This window comes from Halorubellus amylolyticus, from assembly GCF_034808145.1.
GTDB lineage: Archaea > Halobacteriota > Halobacteria > Halobacteriales > Natrialbaceae > Halorubellus.
In genome coordinates this window covers 106,932-131,447 of the sequence record NZ_JAXHGM010000002.1, presented here as the reverse complement: position 1 = coordinate 131,447, position 24,516 = coordinate 106,932, and the positions used below count along the sequence as shown (strand labels likewise).

Sequence of the window (24,516 nt, the reverse complement as noted above, 5' to 3'; positions counted from 1 at the left end):
GCGTGATGGAACCGGCCCTCGTCGCGCCTCGGCTCCCGCGGGCACGCCGCGAGCGCACCGAGCGCGGCGTCTCAGAGCGCCGCGGACGGGTCCGGCGTGCCTTCCGTGGAGACCCCGGAGCCGATCGCGTTCTGGACGGCGCCGTCGTCGAGTTCCAGTTCGTCAGCGAGCGTCGCCAGGAGCTCCGCCTCCGCGTCGTCGACGTCCCCGTCGGCGACCGCGACCTGCGCCGCGAACCGCAGGGCGAGCTGGCGGCCGTCCCGCGTGAGCGTCTCCTCGAGCCCGTCCGCGACCTTCGCCGCGTTCGTCGTCCCGTTCGCGTACTCCGTCACGCGCTCCTGCAGTTCGTTCCGGTCAGCGTCCGGGAACAGCTCCAGGGCGTTGTCGCGGATGGCGGCGGCCTCGCTCTTGTCAGCGCGTCCGTCCGCGAGCATCACGGCGACCCCGAGCCGGAGGAGGCCGCGCTTGAGGAGTTCGTGCTCGCCGTACTCGCTCGCGTCGAACTCGCTCGGGTCCGCGAGGTACTGGAAGTCGACGCCGGACTCCGCGAGCGTCCGCGCGAGCTTCGTCGACGGCCCGCGGTTCACCGCGCCGCGGCCGAGGTTCCAGAGGACGGTGAAGGGGTTCGCGAACAGCGACGCGATGCTCCACCAGCCAAGCAGGAGGTTCTTGCCGGCGAGCCCCCAGAGCCGCGAGCGATTGCACGCGTGACAGCCCATGACCGTCCGGGAGCTCCACTGGTACGCCAGAAGCATCCCGACGAGGCCGACGCCCGTCGCCGCCTCCTCGATGGGGCGTTCGCCGCACTCGGGGCAGGGGACGTCGACGGCGACGGCGTCGTCGGGGACGTCCGCGACCGTCGTCTCGGTCGCGTCCCCGGCAGCGCCGTCGGCGGGGCCGACCATGCCGGCGAGCGAGGCGTCGCAGTTCCCGCAGTACGGCGCGTTCGGGTCGACGCGCTGCCCGCAGTTCGGACAGACGGCGTCGTCCACGCCACCTTCGGTGACGAGGTCGAACCAGTTCCGCACCCGCAGCGGGAGCAGCGGCGGGACGGTGTCGCCGAGTTCCGCGGTCCACGGCTGTATCATGAGCGCGACGAACCCGCCGAGGACGACCGCGGTCACGGCGACGTTCGTCAGGTCGCCCCCGCCCGAGTCCGCGCCGGCGGTGAGCGCCGTGGCGACGAAGAGCGCGCCGAGGACGCCCGTCGAGAGCGGGAGCGTCCCGCGCGGGAACTTCCAGGCGAGCGCGCCGAGGACGACCGCGAGCGCGAGTCCCGCGCCAGCGCCGACGGGCGTGGTGACGCCGCCGAGCGCGAACCCGCCGAGCAGGAGGCCGGTCGCCCCGCCGACGACCGCCCACCCGAAGCGAGCCTCGTAGTGCGCGACCCCGGCGAACACCGCCGCGAGCGCGACCCCGGCGCCGAGCGCGACCGGGTCGCTCACGGGCATCCCGACGCCCACACCGAGCGCGTACCCCGCGAGCGCCCCACCCAGCCGGGCGTCGTACATCGTCACCCAGTACCCGAACAGGACGAGCGGCAGGACGAGATAGAGACTCGCACCCAGTACCTGTCCCACTACCACGACGACCACCCAAGGACGTCGTTCCCTGAAGTCACGTTCATCCTTGCACCGATACACGAATACGTGCGAAATTAATCCTTCGACGAGCACTCGGATGGTTCCGGGGCACCACCCGGGGCCGCGCTGGCCGCCGCGTTGATGAAAGTTGATTACCCCGCGAATCCGCGTTCGAGGTATGACCGCCAGCGCAACTGGAGGGTGCGAGCCGTGACGTCGGTGAAGGACTTCCGCGTCGAAACAGAAGCGACCGCCGACGACCTCGGCCGTGGCGCGTTCGTGTTCACGGACGACTACTCGGTGTTCGACTGGGGGAAGATGCCCGACCGCATCCCCGACAAGGGCGCGAGCCTCTGCTCGATGGGCGCGTTCAACTTCGAACTACTCGAATCGGATGGGATTCCGACGCACTACCGCGGCGTCGTCGACGACGGCGACGTCGTCCCGCTCCGGGACGCGTCCACGCCGCCGTGGGAGATGGCGATCGACCTGACGCAGGTCCCCGACCTCCCCCACGACGGCCGGGACTACGACTACGACGCGTACCACGCGGACGCGGCCGAGAACTACCTCGTCCCGCTCGAGATCGTGTTCCGGAACGAAGTGCCAGTGGGGTCCAGTCTCCGCTCGCGGACCGAGCCCGAGGACCACGGCCTCGACCGCGAGGACTGGCCGGAGGAGGCCGTCGACCTCGACGAACCCATCGTCGAGTTCTCCACGAAGTACGAGCGCTCGGACCGCTACCTCGACCGCGACGAGGCGGACCGCATCGCGGGCGTCGCGAGCGTCGACGACCTCGAGCGCGTGGCGCGCGACGTGAACGACGTCGTCACCGCGCAGGCGGCGTCACAGGGACTCACGCACGAGGACGGGAAGATCGAGTGCCTGTACTACGACGGCGAGGTCCGGGTCGCGGACGTCGTCGGGACGTTCGACGAGAACCGCTTCAGTTACGAGGGCACGCAGCTGTCGAAGGAGGTCATCCGCCAGTACCACAAGCGCACGCAGCCGGAGTGGGTCGACGCCGTCGCGGACGCGAAGACGGCGGCGAGGGAACGGGACGAGGCTGACTGGAAGGCGCTGTGCGAGGTCGACCCCGAGCCGCTCGACGACGAGGTCGTCGCCATCGCGCGGGACATGTACGCCGCCGGCACGAACGCCTACACCGGCCTCGAACTGTTCGACGCACCGCCCCTCGACTCCGCCGTCGGGAAGGTCCGACGGCTCGGCAGCCAGTAGCGCGACGGCGCTCGCGGCGTCGACCGACGACGCGGCGCTGGCAGCGAGCGACGACGAGACAGCAGAAAGGAGTCGACTGCGATGCGCGCAACCCGCGCGCAACTGGAGGGCGTCTCCGAGGTCAGCCCATGAGGAGGCGGACCCAGCGGTTCTCCTTGACGAAGTCGAGTTCCTCGAGGAACCCGTCGACGCCGAGGATGCGGCCCGCGCCGATGGCGCCGAGGCCGAACAGGAGCATCGCGTACACGACGTGGTCGTCGACGACCCAGCCGTGCGCGAGCGGCAGTCCCTGCATGAGGCCGCCGGTGAGGCTCGCCGCCCAGAACATCATCATCATGACCGCGCCCCAGAACGCGTTCCAGCGGACGAACGCGCCGAGGATCAGCCCGATTCCGGTGAGGGTGAGGCCCCACATCACGAGGACGTCGATGAGTCCGCTCCCCGCCATGTCCGCGAACATCCCCATGAACGGGTTGCCTTCGGGGATGGCGTTCGCGAGGTAGCCCGCGGCCGTCCAGTTGTTCTCCGGGTTCCCATCCAGGTACGTGACGAGCTTGGTGAGGCCTCCCTGAAGGAGGACCCAGCCCATCACGACCCGGAGCCCGACGAGCGCGTAGCCGACCCAGTGCTCGGAGTACTCGAATTCGGTCTCTCGACCGAACAGTTCAGCGTCCAGTTTGCGGGTTTGTGCGGACATTGTCGTGCACCTCTACACTTCGAGATTCGACGACGAACCCCATATAAACGAGTCGTGGTTCTCAGCGGGCCGAAACCGTTCTCAGCACGTGAGAACGGCGGTAAGCGGTGTCGCTGGGTCCGTCGAGTGGTTCGGATGCGTGGGACGGTACGCATTTGGCCGCGCGGCCGCTACCGGCGGGTAGTGACCGAGAGCGATACGGAGACAGAGGAGCTGTCCGTCGACCGGTTCTACGACGCGCTCGAATCGCACGGGCGGCCCGTCATCACGGCGACGGCGCTCGCGCGCCGCCTCGACGTCAGCCAGGAGCGCGCGATGCAGGCGCTCGACGCGCTGGAGGAGCGCGGTGACGTGGAGCGTGCGAGCGTCGCGGAGGACCCGACGGTGTTCTACGCGAGCGACTGGGCGCGGATGGTCGAGCGCGAACGCGTCGTGTTCTTCCCGGAGCGCCGCGAGATCGTCGTCGACCAGCCCGAGCAGTTCACGCGAGCGCAGCTCGCGCAGTTCGCGCGCCTCAAGGACACCACGCGAACGGGCGGGTACCTGTACGAGGTCCGTCGGGAGGACGTCTGGCAGGCGCCGTACGACACCCACGAGGAGCTCGTCGCGACGATGCAGTCGGTGCTGCCGGTGTGGCCGTCGACGTTCGAGGAGTGGGTGGTCGAGCAGTACAAGCGCGCGCACCGCTTCGAGCTCCGCACGCACGAGGACGGCTACGTCGTCCTCCGGGCGGCCAACGAGAGCTTGCTGGGGAACGTCGCCGAGCAGCGCCTGCCGGAGGGCGCGCTTCGTGCGGTCATCTCCGATACCGAGGCGTGGGTGGCCGAGGACAGGGTCGCGGAGGTCAAACGCGTGCTCTACGAGGCCGGCTACCCGGTGGAGGACGGCCGCGACCTCGAATCCGGCGACGACCTCGACGTCTCCCTGCAGTTGCGGTTGCGGGACTACCAGCGCGAGTGGGTGGCTCGCTTCGAGGAGAAGGGCGCGGGCGTCCTCGTCGGGCCGCCGGGGAGCGGGAAGACCGTCGCCGCGATGGGGTGCATCGAGGCGGTCGGCGGGGAGACGCTCGTGCTCGTCCCGAGTCGTGAGCTCGCGACGCAGTGGCGCGAGGAGCTGCTGACGCACACGACCCTCACCGACTCCCAGGTCGGCGAGTACCACGGCGGGACGAAGCAGATCCGGCCCGTCACCATCGCGACGTACCAGACCGCGGGCATGGACCGGCACCGACAGCTGTTCGACGACCGCGAGTGGGGGCTGGTCGTCTACGACGAGGTCCATCACGTTCCCGCGCCCATCCACCGACGGAGCGTCGACCTCCAGAGCAAGCATCGGCTGGGCTTGACGGCATCGCCGGTCCGCGGCGACGACCGCGAGGAGGAGATATTCACGCTCGTCGGCCCGCCCATCGGGACGGACTGGGACGCGCTGTTCGACGCCGGGTTCGTGCAGGACCCCGACGTCGAGGTGCGGTACGTGCCGTGGGGGTCAGACGAGGCGCAGGAACGGCACGCGAAGCGCGACGGGCACGACAAGCGCCAGGCCGCGGCCGCGAACCCCGCGAAGATCGCGGAGACCGAGCACGTCCTGGAGCGCGAGCATCCGGACAAGAAGGCGCTCGTGTTCGTCGAGTACCTCGACCACGGCCGCGAGCTCGCGGCGGCGCTCGACGCGCCGTTCATCTCCGGCGAGATGGCGCACAGCGAGCGCGACCGGTTGTTCCGCGAGTTCCGGAACGGCGACCGCAGGGTCCTCGTCGTCTCCCGGGTCGCCGACGAGGGCATCGACCTGCCGGACGCCGAGGTCGCCGTCGTCGCGTCCGGCCTCGGCGGATCCAGGCGACAGGGCACCCAGCGCGCCGGCCGGACGATGCGCCCCGAGGGGTCGGCGCACGTCGTCGTCCTCGCCACCAGGGGGACGACCGAGGAGGACTTCGCGCAGAACCAGACCCGCCACCTCGCCTCGAAGGGCATCAGCGTCCGCGACGGCGACGCGAAGGCGTTCGCCGCGACCGACGGCCTCGTCGCCGCGACCGACGATGTCGCCGACGACGCGGACGTACCCGGCGACGACGGGAGGGACGGCGACGACGCGGAACGCGATAGCGACGACGCGGCGACCGGAGACCCCGTCGAATAATTGCCACCCTCGAGTCGTTCAAGCCACTCCGGGGCATGGACTCCAGTAGCATGGTCGACCCCACATCCGACGTCGGCGACGTGGACGCCGACGACGCCCCGGCGTGCGCGTCCTGCGGCGCGCCCGTCACCGGCGACAGCCACCGCGTCCGCTCGCGCATCGTCGACGGCGACAGCGAACACGCGCACTTCTGCGACGACGACTGCCTCGACGCCTGGGAGTCGAGCTAGCGCGACGCACGACGGCGACGTCGAGACCCGGGTCGGCCCGTTCCGTCTCTCAGAGGATCTGGGAGAGGAACGACTCTGCGCGACTCGTCTCCGGGTTCTCGAAGAACTGCTCTGGCGGCCCGGACTCCACGATCTCGCCGTCGGCCATCAGCACCACGCGGTCCGCGACCTCGCGGGCGAACCCCATCTGGTGCGTGACGACCATCATCGTCATCCCCCCCTCGGCGAGGTCGCGCATCACGGCGAGGACGTCGCCGACGAGTTCCGGGTCGAGCGCGGACGTGACCTCGTCGAACAGCATCACGCGAGGGTCCATCGCGAGCGCGCGAGCGATCGCGACGCGCTGTTGCTGGCCGCCCGAGAGCTGGTTCGGATACGACTCGGCCTGCTCCTGCAGCCCGACGTCGTCGAGCAGTTGCTCGGCGGTCTCGAACGCCTCCTGCTCCGGGACGCCCCTGACCTTGGTCGGAGCGAGCGTGATGTTCCCCACGACCGTCTTGTGCGGGAAGAGGTTGAAGTGCTGGAACACCATCCCGATGCGCTGCCGGAGGCGATTGATGTCCGCGTCCGGCGCCGCGATTGACTCGCCGTCGAGCCGGACGTCGCCCTCCTGGATCTCCTCGAGGAGGTTCGTGCATCGCAAGAGCGTGGACTTCCCGCTCCCGCTCGGACCGATGACGACGACGACCTCGCCCTCGTAGATGTCGAGGTCGATGTCGCTGAGCGCCTGGAAGTCCCCGAAGTACTTGTCGACGCTATCGAACTCGATGAGCGGCTGGTCGGTGCTCACTCGTGCTCACCTCCCCAGTCCGCGCGCTGCTCCATGTACCGCACGAACTTCCCGAGCGGGACCGTGATCGCGAGGTACGCGAACGCGAGGATGAGGATCGGCGTCCACGGGTCGAAGTACGTGCTGTTGACGTCGCGGAACTGACTGATCAGCTCCGGCGCCGCAATCACCGTCAGCAGCGACGTGTCCTTCACGAGGATCACCATGTCGTTCCCGATTGCGGCGAGCGCGTTCCGCCACGCCTGCGGCAGCACGACCTCGCGCATCCCCTGCGTGTACGACATCCCGAGCGACCGGGCGGCCTCCATCTGACCGTCCGGGACCGCCGCGATACCGCCGCGGATCGCTTCGCCCTCGTAGGCGGCGTGGTTCAGCGTGAACGCGATGATCGCCGCCGGGAACCACCACGTCGTGAACGGGAACTCCCCCGGCGGCCAGAGCGCCGGCACCCCGTAGTAGACGACGATGATCTGGAACAGCAACGGCGTCCCCCGGAAGAACTCGACGTACGCCGTCGATATCCCGTTCGTGATCGGGGACTTCGAGACGCGAGCCAGTCCGACGAAGATGCCGAAGAACACCGACAGCACGCTCCCGATGAGGAACACCTGCAGGACCACCCACAGCGGCTCGAGGAACTGCGGGAGGATCTTGAAGAACAGGTCGACGTCGATCGCCGAGCGCTCGTTGATGAAGAGGATGAACGCGAGCATCGCGAGCACGGCGAGCGCGAACGCCAGCGAGAGCGCTGTCCCGATGAGGCGGATCGCCCTGTCGTTCGCGAGGTCGAAGAACCCCGGACCGGGACGACTCTCCTCGACGTGGCCGTCCCCGACCTGGTCACTCATCGGACTCGACCTCGGCTGGCGCGTTCGCCACTGGTTGCCGACCGATGGACGTCACTGGCTTGTGCATTACTGTGAGTCCCTAGCCGCTGAAGTACTCGCTGTAGACGTCGTCGTACGTGCCGTTCTCCTTGAGGGTCGCGAGCGCGTCGTTGACCTCCTTCCGGAACTCGTCGTCGTCCTTCCGGAACGCGATCCCGTAGTCTTCGACGGTGAGCGTGAGGTACGGCGGGGCGTCCTTCCCCTGGGACGCGGCCTCGCCCTCGCCCTCGACGAACCGGACGGCGTCGTTCTGGTTCACGAACTCCGCGTTCACCGTGTTGTCGTTGACGACCGCATCCACCTGGTTGTTGATGAGGGAGTCGAACGCCCCCTGGATCTGGTCGTACTTCTTGATGGTGAGGTCGCCGTCGAACTCGGCTTTGAGGTCCTCCGCCGCGCTCGCGCCCGTCGTCCCCTTCTGGACGCCGACGGACGCACCCTTCAGGTCCGACTTCGCGGAGACGTCGCTGTCGTTGAGCACGACGATGGTCTGGTAGGCCGTGAAGTACGGGTCCGAGAAGTCGACCTTCTCGGCGCGCTCCGGCTTGATCGTCATCGCGGACATGATGACGCGGAAGTTCCCGTTGTTCAGGGACTGGATGATGCCGTCCCACGCGGTCTTCTGGAACTCGTACTCGCGGTCCATCTCGCCGCCGAACAACGCTTCAGCGATGCCGGGGTCGAATCCGACGAGTTCGTCCTCCTCGTTGTAGTACTCGAACGGCCGGTACGGGATGTCCGAACCGATCTTGATGGCGTCGCCGCTGCCGCCACCGCCGCTCAGCGTCTCCATGCATCCCGCCATCGACAGTGCTGCCGTTGCCGCTGCGCTCCGTTTGAGCAATTGGCGCCGTTGCATGAGAGATAACCTCATCACTCAATGGGTTAAGAGTACCGCTTGGGTGGATTTCGGCCACCTCGACCATGGTCGCCCGGGTCCTGAAGTACCGGGGGACGGGTCAGTCGTCGTCGCTGACGACGTCGCCGAGGCCGTCGACGGGCCGGTCGGGGTTCGCGCGGTCGGCTTCGTCGGGGAGGCCGAGCTGGTAGGATTCCTCGTGGTTCTCGCGGAGGCGCGTGCGGCCGCGGTGGACGCTCACCTCGTCGTTCAGGTGGAGGCGGACGGCTTCGAGGAGCGCGTCGGCTTCGAGGGGCTGGCCGCGTTCCTTGAGGGCGTCGATGCCGGCGTCGTCAGGGACGTCGAACGCGCGCTGCGTGATGATGGGGCCCTGGTCGAGGTCCGTCGTCACGTAGTGCGCGGTGACGCCCGCGATGCGAACGCCTTCCTCCAAGGCCTGTCGGTACGCTTTCGCGCCGGGGAACGCCGGGAGGAGGCTCGGGTGGATGTTGATGATGCGGTCCTCGTACCGGAACACGACGTCGGGGCTGAGGATGCGCATGTAGCGCGCGAGGACGATGAGGTCCGCGTCGTACTCCGCGAGCAGGTCGAGGAGCTCGCCCTCGTCGGGCGTGCCCTTCTCGTCGCCGACGTCGTGGAACGGGACGTCGTATCGCTCGGCGAGCGGCTCCAGGTCGTCGTGGTTCCCGATGACGACCGAGATGTCGGCGCCGAGGTCGCCGCTCGCCCACGCCTGGAACAGTCGTTCGAGGCAGTGCGATTCCTGCGTGACGAGGACCGCGATCTGCTGGGTCTCGCGGTCCTCGGGGAACCGTACCTGGACGTCGACGCCGAGTTCGTCGCCGAGGTCGTGGAGGTCCTCGCGGAGTTTCGCCTGCGTGCACACCATCTCGTCGGTGTCGGCGGACAGCGTCATCCGGAAGACGTCCTCGCGGACCGCCTGGTCGAGGTCCTCGATGTTGATTCCGCGCTCGAACAGCAGGGAGGTCACTCTCGCGATGAGGCCGGTCTTGTCTCCTCCGACGACCGTGATCTCGGCGAGGTCACTGGTCATCGGTGCCACCTCCGACTGCTGGTCGACTGGGACATCGGTCGACTCTCAGACGACCCGCGAGCAAAAGCGTTCCCTTCCGCGCAACCCTGGACGGGGCGCGCGGACGCTAACGCGTCGCGTGCCGCCAGGACGGCCCGGTTCGTGGTGGGCGGCGGTGGCGAGGGAGGTGAAGTGTGGAGACGGGACGTTCGAGCGTGACGGGTGCCGGGGTTGTCAGGCGAGTTCGACGACGAGTTCGTTCCGGCGCTGCCAGGGCGGGGTTCGTGGGTCGTCGTAGCGGTGGAGTTCGTGGTCGTCGGCGGCGGCGAGGCCGCGGTCGGCGAGCGCGTGGTCGAGGCGGCGGCGGCCGCGGTCGACGCTGGCCTCGGTCGCGAACCACGAGAACCGGTAGGCGGCGACGCGTCGGTGTTCGACGACGTCGAGTTCGACGCGGTCGTCGGTCGGTTCCGGGGCGCCGTCGAGCGTGTACGACGCCGGGAGGAAGAACGACATCTCGACGCCGGCCTCGACGGGGGCCGTGGTGACGGGGGCCGTCATCGCGACGTCGACACCGGGCGTGGTCGCCACCGGAGCGGTCATCGCGACGTCCTGCGCCCGCTCGTTCGCGCCGTCGATGTACGCGAACAGTCGGCGGAACGCCTCGCGCTGGTTGGGCGCGACGGTGCGTGCCACGACGACGTCGGGGTACTCCCGAAGTTCGAACGCGCCGTCGCGGTCGAGGACGGTGTACGGCACCGTCTCCACGTCACCCTGCCAGAACCGCGCCCACGCGTCCCAGAGCGCGACGGCGGCCGCGGTCACGCCGAGCGCGCCACCGAGGATCCTGAGCACTCGCTTCATACCGCCAGTTCGACGGCCACGAGCATAAGCACGTGCCTCGGAACCAATCCACAGGTTATTCGCTCGGTCTCGGGACCGCCTCGACCGGCGCGTGCGCCGTTCGGCGTCCCGCGACTCTCAGGCCCACTGCCGCTCGCGGGTCCCATTCGCTCCCCGCTCGCGAATACCGTCACTCCCTGCGGTCGCGACGTTTATCCACAAACGTGTATCACGAGCGGATTGCACAAGAGTTTTTGACCACGAACGCGCGCTTCCAGTCGATGACCGCGTACACCGCCACGGTGACCGTCCGGCTGAAGCACGGGGTGCTCGACCCGGAGGCCGAGACGACCCAGCGCGCGCTCGAACGCCTCGGCTTCGACCTCGAGGACCTCCGCGCGGCCGACCGCTTCGAGGTCGACCTCGACGCCGAGGACGAGGCCAGCGCCCGCGAGCGCGCCGGCGAGATGGCCGAACGACTGCTCGCGAACCCGACCATCCACGACTACGAGGTCGCGGTCGCCGAACGCGAGACATGACCGTCGCCATCGTCCGCTTCGGTGGGTCGAACTGCGACCGCGACGCCGCTCGCGCGCTCGAATCCGTCGGCGTCGACGCCGAGATCGTCTGGCACGAGGACGGCCTTCCCGCGGACGTGACGGGCGTCATGCTCCCCGGTGGCTTCTCGTACGGGGACTACCTCCGTGCGGGTGCGATGGCCGCGCGCTCGCCGATCATGGACGACGTTCGGGACGCGACGAGCGACGGCGTTCCCGTTCTCGGCGTCTGCAACGGCGCGCAGGTCGGGTGCGAGTCCGGCCTCACGGAGGGCGCGTTCACGACGAACGAGAGCGCGCGCTTCCAGTGCGAGCACGTCCACCTCCGCGTCGAGAACGCGGACACGCCCTGGACCGCGGGATACGAGGAGGGCGAGGTCATCTCGCTCCCCATCGCGCACGGCGAAGGCCGGTACGAGGTCGACGACGACCGGTTGACGCGACTCGAGACCCAGGACCGCGTGCTCTTCCGGTACTGCGACGCCGACGGCGAGCCGTCCGTCGACGCGAACCCGAACGGGTCGAAGCACAACGTCGCGGGCGTCCTCGGCGAGCGCGACACCACGGCCGTCCTGATGCCCCACCCCGAGCGCGCGGCGCTCGCGGACGTCGGCGGGACGGACGGTCGGCCGCTCCTCGAGGGGTTCTCGCGCGCCGTCACCGCGGAGTAGTCGTCGACGTTGGCGACGGCGCGCGCGTGTGAACTCGCCTCAAAGCTTAAACCGTGCGGAACCCGTACTCAACACGAGTAGTGGTGGCATCGGATCCGGACCGGCGGGGAGGTGGACCTCGCGTCCTGTACGTCGACGGGTCGCCGAACGTGCCGACCGTGACGTCGGCGCTGTCCGCTGACGTGACCGTCGTCGAGACCGCAGCAGCGGCGCGTGACGCGCTCGCGGCGACGCGGTTCGACGCCGTCGTCACCGAGTACGCGCTCCCGGACGCCACCCCGGCCGACGGTGGCGCGATATCGCTCTGCGAGCACGTCCGTGAACGCGTCCCGGAGACGCCGGTCGTCGTCTACACCGCTCACGGGAACGAACGCGTCGCGGGCGAGGTCGTCGCCGCGGGCGCCGACGCGTACGTCACGAAGGCCGAGGACGTGAGCGTGCTCGCCGAGCGCGTCGCCGAGCTCGTCGGCGACGACGCGGCCGCCGACTCGGTCCCGGCCGAGCCGGAGGTCGTCGTCGAGGACGCACCGCTCGCGCTCGTCGAGGTCGACACCGACGACGTCATCGTCCGCTGGAACAGGGGCGCCGAGGCGCTGTTCGGATACACGAAGGCGGAGGCGATCGGCGAACACCTCGTCGAACTGGTCGTCCCACCGGACGAGCGTGACGACGTCGAACCGGTCTGCGAGACCGCGCTGGGGACGCCCGGGCGCCTGACGAACGTCAACGAGAACGTCCGGAAGGACGGCACGCGCATCACCTGCGAGTGGCACTCGACGAACGCGACGAACGCCGACGGCGACGTCCGCAGTTCGGTGTCGCTCGTGCACGACGTCACCGAGCGCGAACAACGCAAGGAGACCATCGCGCAGTTGCGGTCGGTGACGCGCGACCTCGTCCGCGCCGACGACGCCGGCACCGTCGCCGAGACGGTCGTCACTGCCGTCGCGGAGATACTCGGGCAGCCGTACTCGGCGGTGTACCTCGCGGACGACGACGACGACGGCGAGGTGTTGCGTGCGACGGCGGCGACCGCCGAGTTCGGCACCCCGCCACCGGTCGTCACCGGCGAGAGCGTGAACTGGTCGGTGTACGAGACGGGGGAGCGCCGCGTCATCCACGCCGACGTCCCGTCGGCGACGACGCTCGGTGACGACACACCGGTCCGGAGCGCGGTCGTGCATCCGCTCGGCGACCACGGGACGCTCGCGCTCGGCGCGACCGAGGAGCACGCGTTCGACGAGACGGACGTGCAGCTGTCGACCATCCTCGCGTCCGCGACGACGGCCGCGTTCGACCGGACGAGCCGGGAGGCCGAACTGCGCTTCCAGCAGACGATCGTCGACACGGTCGGAGCGGGCGTGTTCGCGCTCGACAGCGACGGCTACGTCGAGACGGTCAACGACACGCTCACGAAGATGACGGGGTACGACCGCGAGGCGCTCGTCGGCATGCACGCGTCGACGCTGATCGGCGAGGAGATGTACGGGCACGCGACCGAGCAGATGGCGGCGCTCGCGGCGGCGGACGACGACGGGGCGGGCGTGGTGACGCTCGAGCTCCAGATACGGGCGGCCGACGGGACGCAGGTCCCGTGCGAGGCGAACGTCGGCGTGCTCCCGGGTGGCGTCGAGGACGGCGGCGTCGCGGGCGTCGTCAGGGACGTCCGGGAGCGGAAACGCATCCAGTCCGAGCTCGGCGACAAACGCCGGAAGATAGAGAACCTCCACGAGGTCGCGTCGCTGCTCGACGACTGCGAGACGCGCGCCGACGTCTGGCGGTTGACGGTGGAGGCGGCGGAGGGCATCCTCGACTTCGACGTCTGCGGCATCGACGAGGTGCGCGGCGAGTACCTGCACTCGGTCGGGTTGTCCTCGGAGATAGAGCCGGAGGGCTACAAGCCCACGGCGCACGTCAGCGACGGTATCGCGGGGAAGACCTACCGGACCGGGGAGTCGTTCCTGTTCGACGACATCCAGGCTGACAACGAGGCGACGCCGGAGAAGCGCTCGTACCGGTCGCTGATCTCGGTTCCGATCGGCGACCACGGCGTGTTCCAGGCGGTCAGCGACGAAGTCGGCGGGTTCGACGAGGACGATCTCGAGCTCGCGGAGCTCCTGATGCGTCACGTCGAGGACGCCATCGAGCGCATCGAGTTCGAGGGGCAGTTACGCGGGGAACGCGACCGGTTCGCGGCGCTGTTCGAGAACGTCCCGGACCCGGTCGTGCAGACGCGTCACAGCGACCAGGGCGCGATCGTCGAGGCGGTGAACCCGGCGTTCGAGGGCGTGTTCGGGTACGAGAGCGCGGGCATCGTCGGCGGGAACCTGAACGAGTTCGTCGTGCCGGTCGACCAGATGAACGAGGCGAGGGACATCGACGCTCGCGGTCGGAACGGTCACGTCGTCGAACAGGAGGTCAAACGGCGGACGACCGACGGGCTGCGTGACTTCCAGCTGACGGCGGTACCCGTGGATTCGGACGCGGACGAACCGGTGACGTTCTTCGTGTACACGGACATCACCCAGCGCAAGGAACGCCAGAAGCGCGTGGAGATCCTGAACCGCGTCCTCCGGCACGACCTCCGGAACGGGATGAACATCATCAAGGGGTCGGCGGAGATGCTCCGGGACGCGGTGACGGACTCGACGGCGGTCGGGTACGCCGACCAGGTCGTCGAGCGCGCGGACGACCTGCTGGGACTCGCGGAGAAGACGCGCGCGGTCGAACGGACGCTCGACCGGGATACGGAGGCGACGGGGCCGGTGAGCGTCACCGAGAGCGTGGAGACGAGCGCTGCACGCATCCGCGAGGAGTACCCGAACGCTCGGATCGACGTGGCGGTGACCGCGGACGTCGCGGTTCGCGCGGACGACATGCTCCGCACCGCGATCTATCACGTGATGGAGAACGCCGTCGAGCACAACGACTCGGAGACGCCGACGGTGACGGTGCGCGCGGACTACGCGGGCGACCGCGACGACATGCTCCGGTTACGGGTCGCGGACGACGGCCCCGGTATCCCGGAAACGGAGCGAGAGCTCATCGGCGAGGAGCGCGAGATAACGCAGCTCCGGCACGCGAGCGGGCTCGGGCTCTGGCTCGTCGACTGGGTCGTCAGCCAGTCCGGCGGGTCCATCGCGTTCGAGTCGAACGACCCTCGCGGCACCGTCGTCACGCTCTCGGTCCCGATCGCGACGGAGGCGGACGTCATCCAAGCCGACGACTGAGTGCGGTCGTTCCGACCGGCGACCGTGGTCGTCGTGCGTCGGACGCTCGTGCTCAGTACCCGAGCTGGTCGCGGACGAGGACGATCGTCGTCCGGCCTTCCTCCATCTCCTTCCGGAAGACGAGTTGCTTCGCGATGGCGGAGCCGACGCCGTACGCTTCTTGCGCGCGCTCGTTCTCGAGCGGGTACGCGACGTCCTCGAGGCGGTCGAAGGCGTCGTCGAGCGTGTCGACGATCTTGTTCACGCCGGAGACGATGACGACGTTCCCGGCGGCGAAGGGGTACGCGCCGATGCGGCTCCCGGACATGTCGGCGGCGACGAGTTCGCCGGTGGATGCGATGGCGTTGATGCCGCCGAGGAAGTAGTCGGCGGTCTGAGCGTCGCGGCGTGCGGCCTGCCGTTCGGCGTCGTCGTCGATGCTCCAGACCTGGTCGGGGAGGCTCTCCCAGTCGTGGTCGTCGCCGCCGAGGTAGTCCTCGAACCCGATCTCTTCGAGCGTCGTCGAGTGTCCGTTCATCACGGACGCACCCGCGGGAATCCCGTCGACGACGGCGTCGAGCGCCTCGTCGGTGGTGTCGACGACCTCGACAACGAACCCGTTCGCTTCGAGGTTCGCGACGGTCTCCTGGATTGTGTCGTCGTCTGGCTGGTCGTCGAGGTCGGCGTCGATGTCGGCGTCGTCTACGTAGTCGGACTTTTTCTGGGACATGGTCGTGAGTAACGGATAGCCGCCTGCCGTACTTAACGAGACGCGGACACTGGTGTCGGTAGGTGACACGCCCGCCACCGGGGTGCTTGGTAGCACACGACGAGTGTTCGTGCGACATACCCGCACGGTTCTTTAAGTCATTCTGGTCGCAATGGGTCATAGTGAGGAGGTTGGCGCCGCAGTCGGCGGCGTCGAACGCATTTCTACGGGTCGTCGTTCTGGAAGCCCCGCGTCCGTCGTTCGAACAGTGTTCTTCCCGAGTAGAGGTTCACGTGTCGTCGGCGACGTATCGGATGGAGAACTCGGCGTCGCGGTTCGCTCCGTTCCAGCCGTAGCGGACGTCGCTCTCGCCGTCGCCGATGGCCGCGTCGTCGATGCGGCCACCGGTGACCCGGTCGTCGGTGTACGTCGCGGTCGTGGTTCCCCCGGTGTCGACGAGCGTCGAGAACCGCGTCACGGGGACGGACGCGACCCGTGGCCCGAACCGGTTCAGTCCCGCCACGAGGCGCGCGGGGATGGTCCCGTCGTTCGTCACGGCGACGTCGAACGTCGGTGAGTCGCCGTCGCGAACCGTCTCGGGGCCGTCGACGTCGACCGAGAGCGGCGGGGCGTCGGCGCGCAGGCGCTCGCGGAGGCCGTCGCGGAGCGGATGTTCGCCGCCCGGCCAGGTCAGCGCGGCGTCGTCGGTCGACGCGAACCCGTCCACCGGGAGTTCGAACAAGAGGAGCCCGCCGGCGTCTGGCTCGTACGCGTTCCCGGACTGGTAGGCCCGCCAGAGCCGGCCAGCTCGTCCGTCGGAGTCCGGCGAGTAGGCGTCCCCGTCGATGCGTAGCTCGAACGCGTCGGCGTCGAGACGTCGTCCGGAGACGGCGGCGGTGGCGAGGAGGTAGCGCTCGTCGCCACCGAAGACGCTGAGGTAGTCGGTCTGGAGGACCGCGAGCGCCTGCTGGAGGGTCGTGCCGGTGACGTCCACGGTGCCGGCGGTCGTCGCGTCCGTTCCCGTGGTCTTCGTCGTCCCGGTACTCGTGGTGGTCGTGAGAGCGGTCCCAGTGTCGGCCGTGGGCTCGTTCCCGAGACAGCCCGCGGTACCGACGGCGAGGCCCGCGGCGGCGAGGAGGTGACGACGTCGCATGCGAGCAACGGGTTCGTCTCTCCGCATCAGTCTTCTGTGGGTCGAGACGAGCGTCGCCGCCGCCGACGGGTCGGTTCGAGCCCGCAATCGACCCCGACCCCGAGGGTTCTTTAAGTCATTCTGGTCGCAATGGGTCATAGTGAGGAGGGTGGCGCCGCGTCCGGCGGCGTCGCACGCGTTCTTCCCGAACTCGATTACCGAGTGACGACCCCGTGTCGCGACGGCGTTGAGCGGGCGGTCGCACGGGTTCGACGAACCCCGGCCGTGAACCCGCCGTGCGTTGTGAGTTGTCTGACGGAGTGTTAAGTGCGGAGCGGACGCGAAAGGGATATGGACGAACGAACGACTCCGGTGGTCGAACGCGTCGTCGACGCGGTCGCGGCCGAGACCGAACGCGACCCGCTCGACCTGCCGCCGCTCGCCGCGGCAGTCGACCCGGACGCGCTGAACGCGCTCACGACCGAGGACACGCGAGCCGTCGTCTCCTTCCCGTACGCCGGCCAGCGCGTCATGGTGGACGCCGCCGGAGCCGTCACCGTCGAACCACGGACCGACAGCGTCGCCAGCATCGGCGGCGCCACGAGCGACGACTGACGGGCCCACCGACGGCTGTCGATACGGGCGACGACCGACACCGCGGGCAACGGCTGTCGTCCGCACGCTCGACGAGCGGTGCGCCGTCGGTTCTCAGTCGACGAGCGGCGCGTTGTACTCGGTCTCGCGTTCGAGCACGGTCTCCCACGTCGCCTCGCACTCGCAGGACACCTGATCGAACACCGACGGGTCCTGGCGGAGGTCGAAGTCCTTAATCGCCTTCTGGACGTTGTCGTCGCACTCCCCGCAGTTGTGCGGGCCGCGGTCGCTCCCGTGCCCGACGGGGTCGCTGACGACGATGACGTCCTCGTCGGCAGTCGATTCGAGGACGTCCGCGACCGACCACAGCCACGGCGGCCGGTACCCGCCGCGGAAGTAGAGTTCGTCGACCATCGTGTACCGCTGGACGTTACACGGGTTCATCGACACCGTATGGCAGCCCTCGACGCCCGCACAGCGCCGGACGCTCGCCTTCATGTCTTCGAGCGCCTCGGGTTCCGTGAGGAACGGCGGTTTCATCAGGAGGTACGCCTTCACGCCGGCACCGGCCTCCTTCGCGGCCATCGCCGCGTCCTCGAAGTCCGCGAAGTCGAAGTACTTGTTCACGCAGTCGTGACGCACGCGGTCCGTCGCCGTCTCCAGGCCGACGGCGACGTCGACGTCCAATCCGTGCTGGGTGAAGTCCCCGACCTTGTCGGCGTCGACGAAGTCCGGGAGGCTCTCGACGACGATGCGCTCGCGGTCCCCGAACGTCTCCGCGATCGCCCGCCGGGTCTCCGCGCCGACCTCGCGCTCGTCGAGGAAGCTCCCGGAGGTGTATATCTTGATGAGACCGGCCTGCTCGTCGTCGACGCCGGGCTCGCCGAGGTTCTCGCGCTCGTGGTCGAGGCAGACGTCGATCTGGTCCATGAGCGCGTCGTGCGCGACGCTCCCGCCCTCGACGCTCTCGGCGACGTACCCGCACATCGTGCAGCCGCCCGCTCGCGCCCACCGACACCCGCCCGTGTTCAGGATGATGGTGAGGGAGTCGTAGACGCCACCGGGCGTGTTGTCCTCGTCGAGCCACACGCGCGTCGGCTCGTGGGGGTCGTACGTCGCGTCCTTCTGCGCGCGGATCCCGCGCATCACCTCGTTGTGCGCGTCCATCCCGCGACCGCGCTCGTAGACCTCCGGACTCGGTTCGCTCATTACCGGAACCACGAGTCCGACGCTCAAATCCCCTTCGAGTACCCGTCAGCGGACGCCCCTCGTCGACGCGGCGCGCGCACGACCCGGGTCGGGTCGTCCGTCCACGTCGTGACGTCGGCTGCCGGTGAGGCGAACTTCGGGAGCGCCGCGAGCGCGAGCGAGTGGCCCCGGCGGCGTCGGGTGGTTCGGCGGTCACCCCCAAGCCACCTTGGGTGCGCGCTCACGGTCGTTCGGCCCCAAGCGGTGGTATGACGAACGTCATCGGTGACCTGACGGTCTCGGTCGAACGGACGGTGGACGTGGACGGCGAGACGGTGTTCGACGTGCTCGCTGACCCCGCGACGCTCGGGGGCGTGGACCGCGTTGCGCGCGACGAGAATCCGGATGCGGGCGGTCGCGAGGGGGCGCCTGGGTCGGGCGTCCGCGACCCGCCTCCTCGCTTGCGGTGCGGCGACACGTTCGTCGGCGAGGTGGCGGCGCCCGCGCGGTCGGACGCCGACCGCGCTCCCGACGTCGGGGCCGGAGCGACGCCCGGGACCGCCTTCGAGTCGTACTTCACGGTCGAGGGGCACGACGCTGGCCGGCTCGTGCTCTCGGGTGGCGGGGACGCGGACGCGGGGTCGTTCGACGCGCGCGTCGTCGTCGCGGTCGCGGACGTCCCCGGTGGCGCGGTGGTTCGCGTGGACGCGACGATGGACGTCGCGGGGCGAGTCGCGTCACGGGGCGCACGGCGCGTGCGGGCGGCGGCGACCGCGGTCCTCGAACGTTACCTGTCGAGCGTCGAGCGTGCCGCGGCGTCGCCCGCGTAGCGACCGTACGCGCGGACGGCCGTGACGACGGCGAGGGCGCCGACGACAGCGCCGACGCCGTTCGCGACCGCGTCGAGTGCGCTCGCCGAACGGTAGGGGACGCCGAGCTGGAGGAGTTCGACGAGCGCGCCGTACGCGACCGCGGCGAGGACGCCGACGACCGCGCGGCCGTCGGCGTACGTGACGGCGCCGGCGAGGACGGCGTACCCGACCGCGTGCAGCCACTTGTCCCCGCGGACCACGCCGAACGGGCTCGCGAGCGCTCGCCCGCCTCCGGGGACGAGCGACGCGACCAGGACGACCGTGGCGAGGGCGGCGACGACGAGCCAGCGCGAGCGAGTCACGGTCGGTCGTCGTCGTCCGCTGGCAGAAACCTTCCGGTCGCGACGCCCCGACGCGTCGCTCGACGCGGCGTCCGACGGACCCTTGTCGACGTCGGACGAACCCTCGGCCATGACCGTCGGCACGTACACGCTCCTCGTCGAGGTCGGCCGCGACGTCGAACGCGAGGTCGGCGCGCTCGGGTCCGTCGCGTTCGACGCCGGCACGTACGCGTACACCGGGAGCGCGTTCGGGCCGGGCGGGTTCGCTCGCGTCGACCGCCACCGCGAGCTCGCCGCCGGCGACCGGACGGGCACGCACTGGCACGTCGACTACCTCCTCGCGCACGACGCGGCGAGCGTCCGCGACGTCGTCACGACGCCCGAGCGCGACGTCGAGTGCGCGGTCGCGCGCCGCCTCCCCGCGGGCCCCGAGGGGTTCGGCGCGTCGGACTGCGACTGCGACGCCCACCTCGCCGCAGACGTCACCCGCGACGCCGTCGCTCGCGCGCACCGGGACGCGGTCGCCGCGCTCGACGCGGGAGACGAGGGAGACGAGAAGCCGTGAGACTCGACGCGGGAGACGAGGGAGACGAGAAGCCGTGAGACTCGACGCGGCGAATAAGGGGGTCGCGAACGAGGCGGAGACGGACGTCAGGCCGCGGTCTTCTCGATGACGACGCAGTCCTGGACGTCGAGCGCGGCCTGGAACTCGTCGGCCCGCTCGACGTCCGCGCCGAGGCCGAGGAGGAAGCGGGCGTGCGCGGAGCGCGTCGCGTCGACCGCGCCCGTCTCGAACCCGAGGCGGTCCGCGATAGTGGGCCAGTGGTCGCCGGCGACGAAGAACGCGACGAGGCGGTCGTCCTCGTACGCGCACTCGTGGTGCTCGCGGTACTCCTGCAGGCGGAGCGAGAGGTCCGCCTGCACGACCGACAGGAGCTCCGGGAGCCGTCCGGGGCGGACGACGCCGTCGCCCGCCGTCAACAGCAGCACCTCGTCCGGGAACGGGTGGTCCTTCACGGTGACGCCCCCGTGAGAGTCCTCCCGACCGCGTCCGAAATCATACCGTAACCAGCGTTCGCTGACGGATAAAGACGGTGCGCAACACGTTCGTCCGTGCGAGACACCGGCTCGCGCGAACTCGGCGCGAACGCTCCTCGACGTCGCTTCCGGACGTCGCTCGGGTCAGGTCTCTTCGACGTGGCGGACGCTGCAGGCTTCGCCGCGGGTCGATTCGACCATCGCGTCGCCGTGCATCTGCGCGCGACCGACCGCGAACGCCTTCGGGCCCTCGACGACGACCTCGTCGCCCTCGCGGATGTCGCTGTCGGCGTCGACGACGCCGGGCGCGAGCACGCTCCCGTGCGGGACGAACGCGTCGATCTCGACGGTCTTCGTCGGCACGTCGCTCGCCAGCCAGCGGCGCGCGCCGCGGAGCGTGAACGAGAGCGTCCCGTAGTTCGGGACCATCGTCGCGAGCTGGGGGGCGGCGTTCTGGTCGTCGCCCGCGGTCGGCGGTTCGTCCGCCCGCACCTGGAGCTTTGGGTACCGGCTCGTCACCCTGAACTCGCCGAAGAGGTCGTCGCCGGCGCCGTCGCCGAACTGGTAGTCCGCGAGCGCACGGACCGTGTTGCGCTGGCGTTCGCGCTTCCCGTACGCGGACTCGCCGTCGAGCGCGGCCGCGAGGTTCGCGAGGCTCTCGTCGGTCGTCGGGTGGTCAGCGACCGTGAACTCGACGTCGAGGTCGGGGTGGGCGTCGAGCGCGCGGTCGACGATGGGGCGGTAGTCGTCGGGGACGTGCGCGACGACGCGCGGGTAGTCGTTCGCGTCGAGGTACCGGCGGAGGACCTCGGCGACGAACTCGACCTCGCCCGCGGTCCACTCGCCGGTGACGACGGTGTCGTAGTGCTGGGCGGGGTACGTGAGCTCGAGCTCCTGCGGGACGACGCCGATCGGGCTCGTGATGGACGCGAGGTGCGCGCGGTACCCGATGACCTCGCGGAACTGGTAGTGACTCTGGGATTCGCTGTAGGGTTTCGTCGCCGAGCACGGGACGAGGACGAGCGGCGCGTCGAACCGGTTCCGGTAGCGTTCGGTGACGCGTTGCGCGTAGCGCTGTATCTCCACGCGGTTGAGGGTGTCCTCGGTCGTCGCGTCCATGTGCGCGTTCCGGTACACGGGAGTGCGGGCTTCGAGGTACCCCCACTCCTGGTCGAGTTCGCGGACGAGCGCGGTCAGCCACTGGTCCTGGCGCGCCTGCCCTTCGACGTAGTCGCGGAGGCGGCCGTCGCGGATGCGGCGGCGGACGCGAGCGAGTTCCGCTTCGAGGACGGCGACGTTGTGGTCGGCGCAGTCGCTCCGGTCGAAGTCCTCGCGGGGCTGCCGGCACGCCTCGCACGCGCACGGGAGCTCGTCGAGGTCCTCGAGGAAGTGGTTCTCGTCGGTCGTCAGGTATCGGCCCTGGGTGCCGAGTGCGACCGCGCGGTCGGCGTCGAAGAGGTCGACGCCGGCGTACGCGAGGACGGCGACGTTCCGCGGCGTCGCCGCGCCGGAGAGGTAGACGGCGGCGTCCTCGGGGACGGCCGCTTTGACGGACAGGATGGCGTCTTTGAGTCCGCGGGCGTGCCCGAGGAACCCCTGGACGTCCGAGAGCACGTACGCGTCCGCGCCGCAGTCCTCGACGTGGTTCGAGTTGACGACGGCGGCGCTCGGGTGGTCGACGTCCGGGGCGGAGACGGCGAAGGAATCGGCGACCTCGTCGGCGGTCCCGGCGGGGAGGCCGCGGTGCGGGAGGACGGTGAGCGCGCTGTCGTCGCCGTCGGGGACGTCCCGGTGCTCGGGCCACATGCCGCCGGCGTTCTCGACGACGTCGTCGACGAGCGCCGGCGTCGCCACGGGGTCGGCGAGGCGGAGTTCGGCGGCTCTCGCGGCGCCGTCGCGCGAGAGCACCTCGAAGTACTCGGTCATGACGCGTCGTCGGGGCCGGGCGCCCCTGTATCTTCCCTTCTGACCGCCGGGGCTACGAGCGAGCGGTCGGTCCTCGGCCCCGCGAGTCGACCACCAGCGAAGACTGCGAGGTTCTCGTAAGACAATCGTGGTATTCTTCGGCGAATCGTTTGAGAGGGGTCGTGGTCCCGTCCGCGGGTGCGTGCCGGACGTCCGCCGCCCAAAAATTAATTACCCGGTACTACGTCTTCCGAGTTGGATGCCGAGGTGGGCATCCGTGTCAGAGGCACTCCCTCTTTCACTTCCCCCATTCCCCCCCTTTCGACGCTTCCACCAGCGACAGGTCCGGCGATTCTCGCGCTCGACGACGGCGAGCGGCGACCACGACCCCGGTCAGCGAACGGGCTGGCGTCGTTGACGTGCGAGACGCGGCGAGCGCGCCCGCGAGGGTCGTGCGGCTCGCCGACGCGCGGACGGGATAGTTCCGAGGTTCGCGAGGTGTTCTCTCAGTGCTCTCGGCCGTGGAGGTTCACGAGCGAGACGGCGTCGGGGACGCGCTCGAGCGCCCGCTCGGGCCAGTCGCGGTGCGCGAGCGTGAACGCCGCGTCGCTGCCCTCGGCGACCGCGGCGACGCCGTCGGCCGCCGCTGCGTACGCGTCCTCGTCGAGTCGGTCGGGGACCTCGGCGGTCAGCGGGTACGTGTTCCGGAGCGCGCGCGGGAACGGCCCGAACGGCGGTTCCACGGTCCACGAGGCGTCGAAGTCGTCGTCGTTGTCGCCCTCCGTGAGGAGCACGTCGCCCTCGGGCGCGAGGCGGTCGAGGCGCTCGTGGTGGCGGACGACTTCCGGACGGCGCGCGCTCTCCGCGGAGAGGTAGAAGAACGTGTCCTTCGACGCCGAATCCGTGCGTTCGAGCTGTGCGGCGTGGTCGAGCGCCGCGCGATAGCCGTCGAGCATCGCGGGGTGCGCGCGCGCTCTCGCCTCGACGAGCTCCATGAGCGACCCGGTGCGGATCGCCTGCCGGACCCGACGCATCTCCGCGAACGACACGTGGAGGTTGTGCGCCGCGAGCTCGTCCCCGCGCTCGCGGTCGTCGAGCGCGCGGAGTTCGTCGGGCGTGTGCTCGCTACACACCGGGCACGGGCACGGGAGGTGTTCGAGGTCGTCGAGGTGCTTCGTGCCCCGCACCGTCAGGTAGCGGTCGTCGCGAGCGTACAGCGCGTACGCCGCGGAGTCGAAGAGGTCGCAGCCCATCGCGGCGGCGAGCGCGAACATCATCGGGTGGCCGGCACCGAACAGGTGCACGGGGCAGTCCGCGTCGAGGCCGCGTTTCGCGGCGGCGACGACGTCCACCATGTCGCCGTACCGGTAGTCGTTCATCAGCGGGACGACCGCGCCCACGGGGAACACGTCCAGGTCCGTGCTCGCGGCCTGGCGACCCGCTCGCTCGCGGAGGTCCGGATGCGTCGACCCCTGCACGGGCGCGTTCACGAGCATGTCGCCGACGTCGACGTCCTCGGCGACCGCGAGGCGCTCCTGGGTGGTCGCGAGCTCGTCGCTCGCCTGCTCGCAGCTCGCGTCCGGCGGCGTCGGGATGTCGACGGGCGTCCCGACGTCGCTCCCGATGTCGTGCTGGAACTGGAGGATCTCCTCGGTCGTCACGTCGATGTCGCCGTACTCCGCGAGCTGGAAGCTCCCGGAGTCCGTCATGATGGCGCCGTCGAAGTCGAGCAGGTCGTGCAGCCCGTGCTCCAGGGCGTCCTCGCGGAGGCCGTCGGAGGTCTTGATGATGTAGCTGTTCGTGATGAGTATCTGCGCGCCGAACTCCTCGGACATCCGCCGCGGTTCGAGCGTCTGGATGTTCGGGTTCACGACCGGGAGGAGCGCCGGCGTCTCCACCGTGACGTCCGCTCGCGGGACGTCGAGTCGGCCGACGCGACCCGCGCCGTCGAAGTCGCGGGCCTCGAAGTGGTCTCTCATTGCTCCGCGCTTGGCCGGGCGCGTCGGTAAGGGTGTCGTCTTCGCCGTCGACCCGCGGTCGCGGGACTCGCGTGGTGCTCGAAG

Annotated in this window: 23 protein-coding genes; 9 read left to right on the top strand and 14 right to left on the bottom strand. The window is 69.8% G+C overall.

Annotation, left to right across the window (positions count from 1 at the left end):
• Nucleotides 1–71: 71 nt before the first annotated feature.
• Entirely contained in the window at nt 72–1,580 is a 1,509-nt protein-coding gene (locus SM754_RS06380; RefSeq protein WP_323675393.1) for a TerB family tellurite resistance protein, read from the bottom strand.
• A gap of 213 nt (nt 1,581–1,793) precedes the next feature.
• Between SM754_RS06380 and SM754_RS06375 the strand changes: the two genes are divergently transcribed.
• Nucleotides 1,794–2,822, top strand: coding sequence for a phosphoribosylaminoimidazolesuccinocarboxamide synthase (locus SM754_RS06375; RefSeq protein ID WP_323675392.1), 1,029 nt, complete (start codon nt 1,794–1,796; stop codon nt 2,820–2,822).
• 121 nt (nt 2,823–2,943) lie between these two features.
• Here the strand turns inward: SM754_RS06375 and SM754_RS06370 are convergent, their stop codons facing one another.
• Complete coding sequence (locus tag SM754_RS06370; RefSeq protein ID WP_323675391.1) at nt 2,944–3,519, bottom strand: DoxX family protein; 576 nt, start codon at nt 3,517–3,519, stop codon at nt 2,944–2,946.
• Nucleotides 3,520–3,702: 183 nt separating this feature from the next.
• On the opposite strand from SM754_RS06370, the gene SM754_RS06365 reads away from it, so the two are divergent.
• Together SM754_RS06365 and SM754_RS06360 are read left to right on the top strand one after the other, a co-directional pair.
• Nucleotides 3,703–5,658 (top strand): DEAD/DEAH box helicase family protein, encoded by a 1,956-nt coding sequence (locus SM754_RS06365; protein WP_323675390.1) that lies wholly within the window; start codon nt 3,703–3,705, stop codon nt 5,656–5,658.
• Between the two features lie 50 nt (nt 5,659–5,708).
• A complete protein-coding gene (locus SM754_RS06360; RefSeq protein ID WP_323675389.1) occupies nt 5,709–5,888 on the top strand; it encodes a DUF7576 family protein in 180 nt (59 codons plus the stop codon).
• Between the two features lie 49 nt (nt 5,889–5,937).
• On the opposite strand, the gene SM754_RS06355 is transcribed toward SM754_RS06360, so the two are convergent.
• The 5 genes from SM754_RS06355 to SM754_RS06335 form a co-directional block, all read right to left on the bottom strand.
• Complete coding sequence (locus SM754_RS06355) at nt 5,938–6,678, bottom strand: amino acid ABC transporter ATP-binding protein (protein ID WP_323675388.1); 741 nt, start codon at nt 6,676–6,678, stop codon at nt 5,938–5,940.
• On the bottom strand, nt 6,675–7,526 hold the full coding sequence (locus tag SM754_RS06350; RefSeq protein WP_323675387.1) for an amino acid ABC transporter permease: 852 nt from the start codon (nt 7,524–7,526) through the stop codon (nt 6,675–6,677). Before SM754_RS06350 ends, SM754_RS06355 begins: the two co-directional genes overlap by 4 nt.
• Before the next feature lie 79 nt (nt 7,527–7,605).
• Nucleotides 7,606–8,424: a basic amino acid ABC transporter substrate-binding protein gene (locus SM754_RS06345; RefSeq protein ID WP_323675386.1), complete on the bottom strand. Its 819-nt coding sequence runs from the start codon at nt 8,422–8,424 to the stop codon at nt 7,606–7,608.
• A gap of 100 nt (nt 8,425–8,524) precedes the next feature.
• Nucleotides 8,525–9,478, bottom strand: a complete 954-nt coding sequence (locus SM754_RS06340; RefSeq protein ID WP_501993759.1) for a formyltetrahydrofolate deformylase — start codon at nt 9,476–9,478, stop codon at nt 8,525–8,527.
• A gap of 213 nt (nt 9,479–9,691) precedes the next feature.
• Nucleotides 9,692–10,318, bottom strand: coding sequence for an SOUL family heme-binding protein (locus SM754_RS06335; protein WP_323675384.1), 627 nt, complete (start codon nt 10,316–10,318; stop codon nt 9,692–9,694).
• A gap of 260 nt (nt 10,319–10,578) precedes the next feature.
• Here SM754_RS06335 and purS point away from each other — a divergent pair, with 260 nt between their 5' ends.
• The 3 genes from purS (at nt 10,579) to SM754_RS06320 (ending at nt 14,755) form a co-directional block, all read left to right on the top strand.
• The gene (gene purS / locus SM754_RS06330) at nt 10,579–10,836 is read left to right on the top strand and encodes a phosphoribosylformylglycinamidine synthase subunit PurS (protein WP_323675383.1); all 258 of its coding nucleotides are present in this window, start codon (nt 10,579–10,581) and stop codon (nt 10,834–10,836) included.
• Nucleotides 10,833–11,525, top strand: coding sequence for a phosphoribosylformylglycinamidine synthase I (gene purQ, locus SM754_RS06325; RefSeq protein WP_323675382.1), 693 nt, complete (start codon nt 10,833–10,835; stop codon nt 11,523–11,525). The genes purS and purQ overlap by 4 nt, the downstream gene beginning before the upstream one ends.
• A gap of 83 nt (nt 11,526–11,608) precedes the next feature.
• On the top strand, nt 11,609–14,755 hold the full coding sequence (locus SM754_RS06320) for a PAS domain S-box protein (RefSeq protein ID WP_323675381.1): 3,147 nt from the start codon (nt 11,609–11,611) through the stop codon (nt 14,753–14,755).
• Nucleotides 14,756–14,807: 52 nt separating this feature from the next.
• Here SM754_RS06320 and SM754_RS06315 read toward each other — a convergent pair whose 3' ends face one another.
• Together SM754_RS06315 and SM754_RS06310 are read right to left on the bottom strand one after the other, a co-directional pair.
• On the bottom strand, nt 14,808–15,464 hold the full coding sequence (locus SM754_RS06315) for a lactate utilization protein (RefSeq protein ID WP_323675380.1): 657 nt from the start codon (nt 15,462–15,464) through the stop codon (nt 14,808–14,810).
• Nucleotides 15,465–15,732: 268 nt separating this feature from the next.
• A complete protein-coding gene (locus SM754_RS06310; protein ID WP_323675379.1) occupies nt 15,733–16,596 on the bottom strand; it encodes a hypothetical protein in 864 nt (287 codons plus the stop codon).
• A gap of 330 nt (nt 16,597–16,926) precedes the next feature.
• Here SM754_RS06310 and SM754_RS06305 point away from each other — a divergent pair, with 330 nt between their 5' ends.
• Nucleotides 16,927–17,190: a HalOD1 output domain-containing protein gene (locus SM754_RS06305; RefSeq protein ID WP_323675378.1), complete on the top strand. Its 264-nt coding sequence runs from the start codon at nt 16,927–16,929 to the stop codon at nt 17,188–17,190.
• Between the two features lie 93 nt (nt 17,191–17,283).
• Here the strand turns inward: SM754_RS06305 and SM754_RS06300 are convergent, their stop codons facing one another.
• Nucleotides 17,284–18,378 (bottom strand): archaeosine biosynthesis radical SAM protein RaSEA, encoded by a 1,095-nt coding sequence (locus SM754_RS06300; protein WP_323675377.1) that lies wholly within the window; start codon nt 18,376–18,378, stop codon nt 17,284–17,286.
• Between the two features lie 248 nt (nt 18,379–18,626).
• Here SM754_RS06300 and SM754_RS06295 point away from each other — a divergent pair, with 248 nt between their 5' ends.
• Nucleotides 18,627–19,187, top strand: a complete 561-nt coding sequence (locus tag SM754_RS06295) for an SRPBCC family protein (protein WP_323675376.1) — start codon at nt 18,627–18,629, stop codon at nt 19,185–19,187.
• On the opposite strand, the gene SM754_RS06290 is transcribed toward SM754_RS06295, so the two are convergent.
• A complete protein-coding gene (locus SM754_RS06290) occupies nt 19,145–19,531 on the bottom strand; it encodes a VanZ family protein (RefSeq protein WP_323675375.1) in 387 nt (128 codons plus the stop codon). The two genes, SM754_RS06295 and SM754_RS06290, sit on opposite strands and share 43 nt — an antisense overlap.
• A 109-nt stretch (nt 19,532–19,640) precedes the next feature.
• Between SM754_RS06290 and SM754_RS06285 the strand changes: the two genes are divergently transcribed.
• Entirely contained in the window at nt 19,641–20,075 is a 435-nt protein-coding gene (locus tag SM754_RS06285; protein ID WP_323675374.1) for a GIY-YIG nuclease family protein, read from the top strand.
• Between the two features lie 86 nt (nt 20,076–20,161).
• Here the strand turns inward: SM754_RS06285 and SM754_RS06280 are convergent, their stop codons facing one another.
• The 3 genes from SM754_RS06280 to tgtA all read right to left on the bottom strand — a co-directional run bounded on the left by SM754_RS06280 (nt 20,162) and on the right by tgtA (nt 24,432).
• The gene (locus SM754_RS06280) at nt 20,162–20,527 is read right to left on the bottom strand and encodes a DUF8048 family protein (RefSeq protein WP_323675373.1); all 366 of its coding nucleotides are present in this window, start codon (nt 20,525–20,527) and stop codon (nt 20,162–20,164) included.
• Nucleotides 20,528–20,692: 165 nt separating this feature from the next.
• On the bottom strand, nt 20,693–22,474 hold the full coding sequence (gene arcS / locus SM754_RS06275; RefSeq protein WP_323675372.1) for an archaeosine synthase subunit alpha: 1,782 nt from the start codon (nt 22,472–22,474) through the stop codon (nt 20,693–20,695).
• A gap of 485 nt (nt 22,475–22,959) precedes the next feature.
• Nucleotides 22,960–24,432 (bottom strand): tRNA guanosine(15) transglycosylase TgtA, encoded by a 1,473-nt coding sequence (tgtA, locus tag SM754_RS06270; RefSeq protein ID WP_323675371.1) that lies wholly within the window; start codon nt 24,430–24,432, stop codon nt 22,960–22,962.
• Nucleotides 24,433–24,516 lie beyond the last annotated feature (84 nt).

Bases quoted from the DNA above. Each gene is read 5' to 3' on its own strand.
- SM754_RS06300 (WP_323675377.1), bottom strand. From the start codon at position 18,378: ATGAGCGAACCGAGTCCGGAGGTCTACGAGCGCGGTCGCGGGATGGAC.
- SM754_RS06285 (WP_323675374.1), top strand. From the start codon at position 19,641: ATGACCGTCGGCACGTACACGCTCCTCGTCGAGGTCGGCCGCGACGTC.
- SM754_RS06370 (WP_323675391.1), bottom strand. From the start codon at position 3,519: ATGTCCGCACAAACCCGCAAACTGGACGCTGAACTGTTCGGTCGAGAG.
- purQ (WP_323675382.1), top strand. From the start codon at position 10,833: ATGACCGTCGCCATCGTCCGCTTCGGTGGGTCGAACTGCGACCGCGAC.
- SM754_RS06295 (WP_323675376.1), top strand. From the start codon at position 18,627: ATGACGAACGTCATCGGTGACCTGACGGTCTCGGTCGAACGGACGGTG.
- purS (WP_323675383.1), top strand. From the start codon at position 10,579: ATGACCGCGTACACCGCCACGGTGACCGTCCGGCTGAAGCACGGGGTG.
- tgtA (WP_323675371.1), bottom strand. From the start codon at position 24,432: ATGAGAGACCACTTCGAGGCCCGCGACTTCGACGGCGCGGGTCGCGTC.
- SM754_RS06340 (WP_501993759.1), bottom strand. From the start codon at position 9,478: ATGACCAGTGACCTCGCCGAGATCACGGTCGTCGGAGGAGACAAGACC.
- SM754_RS06345 (WP_323675386.1), bottom strand. From the start codon at position 8,424: ATGCAACGGCGCCAATTGCTCAAACGGAGCGCAGCGGCAACGGCAGCA.
- SM754_RS06360 (WP_323675389.1), top strand. From the start codon at position 5,709: ATGGTCGACCCCACATCCGACGTCGGCGACGTGGACGCCGACGACGCC.
- SM754_RS06350 (WP_323675387.1), bottom strand. From the start codon at position 7,526: ATGAGTGACCAGGTCGGGGACGGCCACGTCGAGGAGAGTCGTCCCGGT.
- SM754_RS06305 (WP_323675378.1), top strand. From the start codon at position 16,927: ATGGACGAACGAACGACTCCGGTGGTCGAACGCGTCGTCGACGCGGTC.
- arcS (WP_323675372.1), bottom strand. From the start codon at position 22,474: ATGACCGAGTACTTCGAGGTGCTCTCGCGCGACGGCGCCGCGAGAGCC.
- SM754_RS06335 (WP_323675384.1), bottom strand. From the start codon at position 10,318: ATGAAGCGAGTGCTCAGGATCCTCGGTGGCGCGCTCGGCGTGACCGCG.
- SM754_RS06310 (WP_323675379.1), bottom strand. From the start codon at position 16,596: ATGCGACGTCGTCACCTCCTCGCCGCCGCGGGCCTCGCCGTCGGTACC.
- SM754_RS06315 (WP_323675380.1), bottom strand. From the start codon at position 15,464: ATGTCCCAGAAAAAGTCCGACTACGTAGACGACGCCGACATCGACGCC.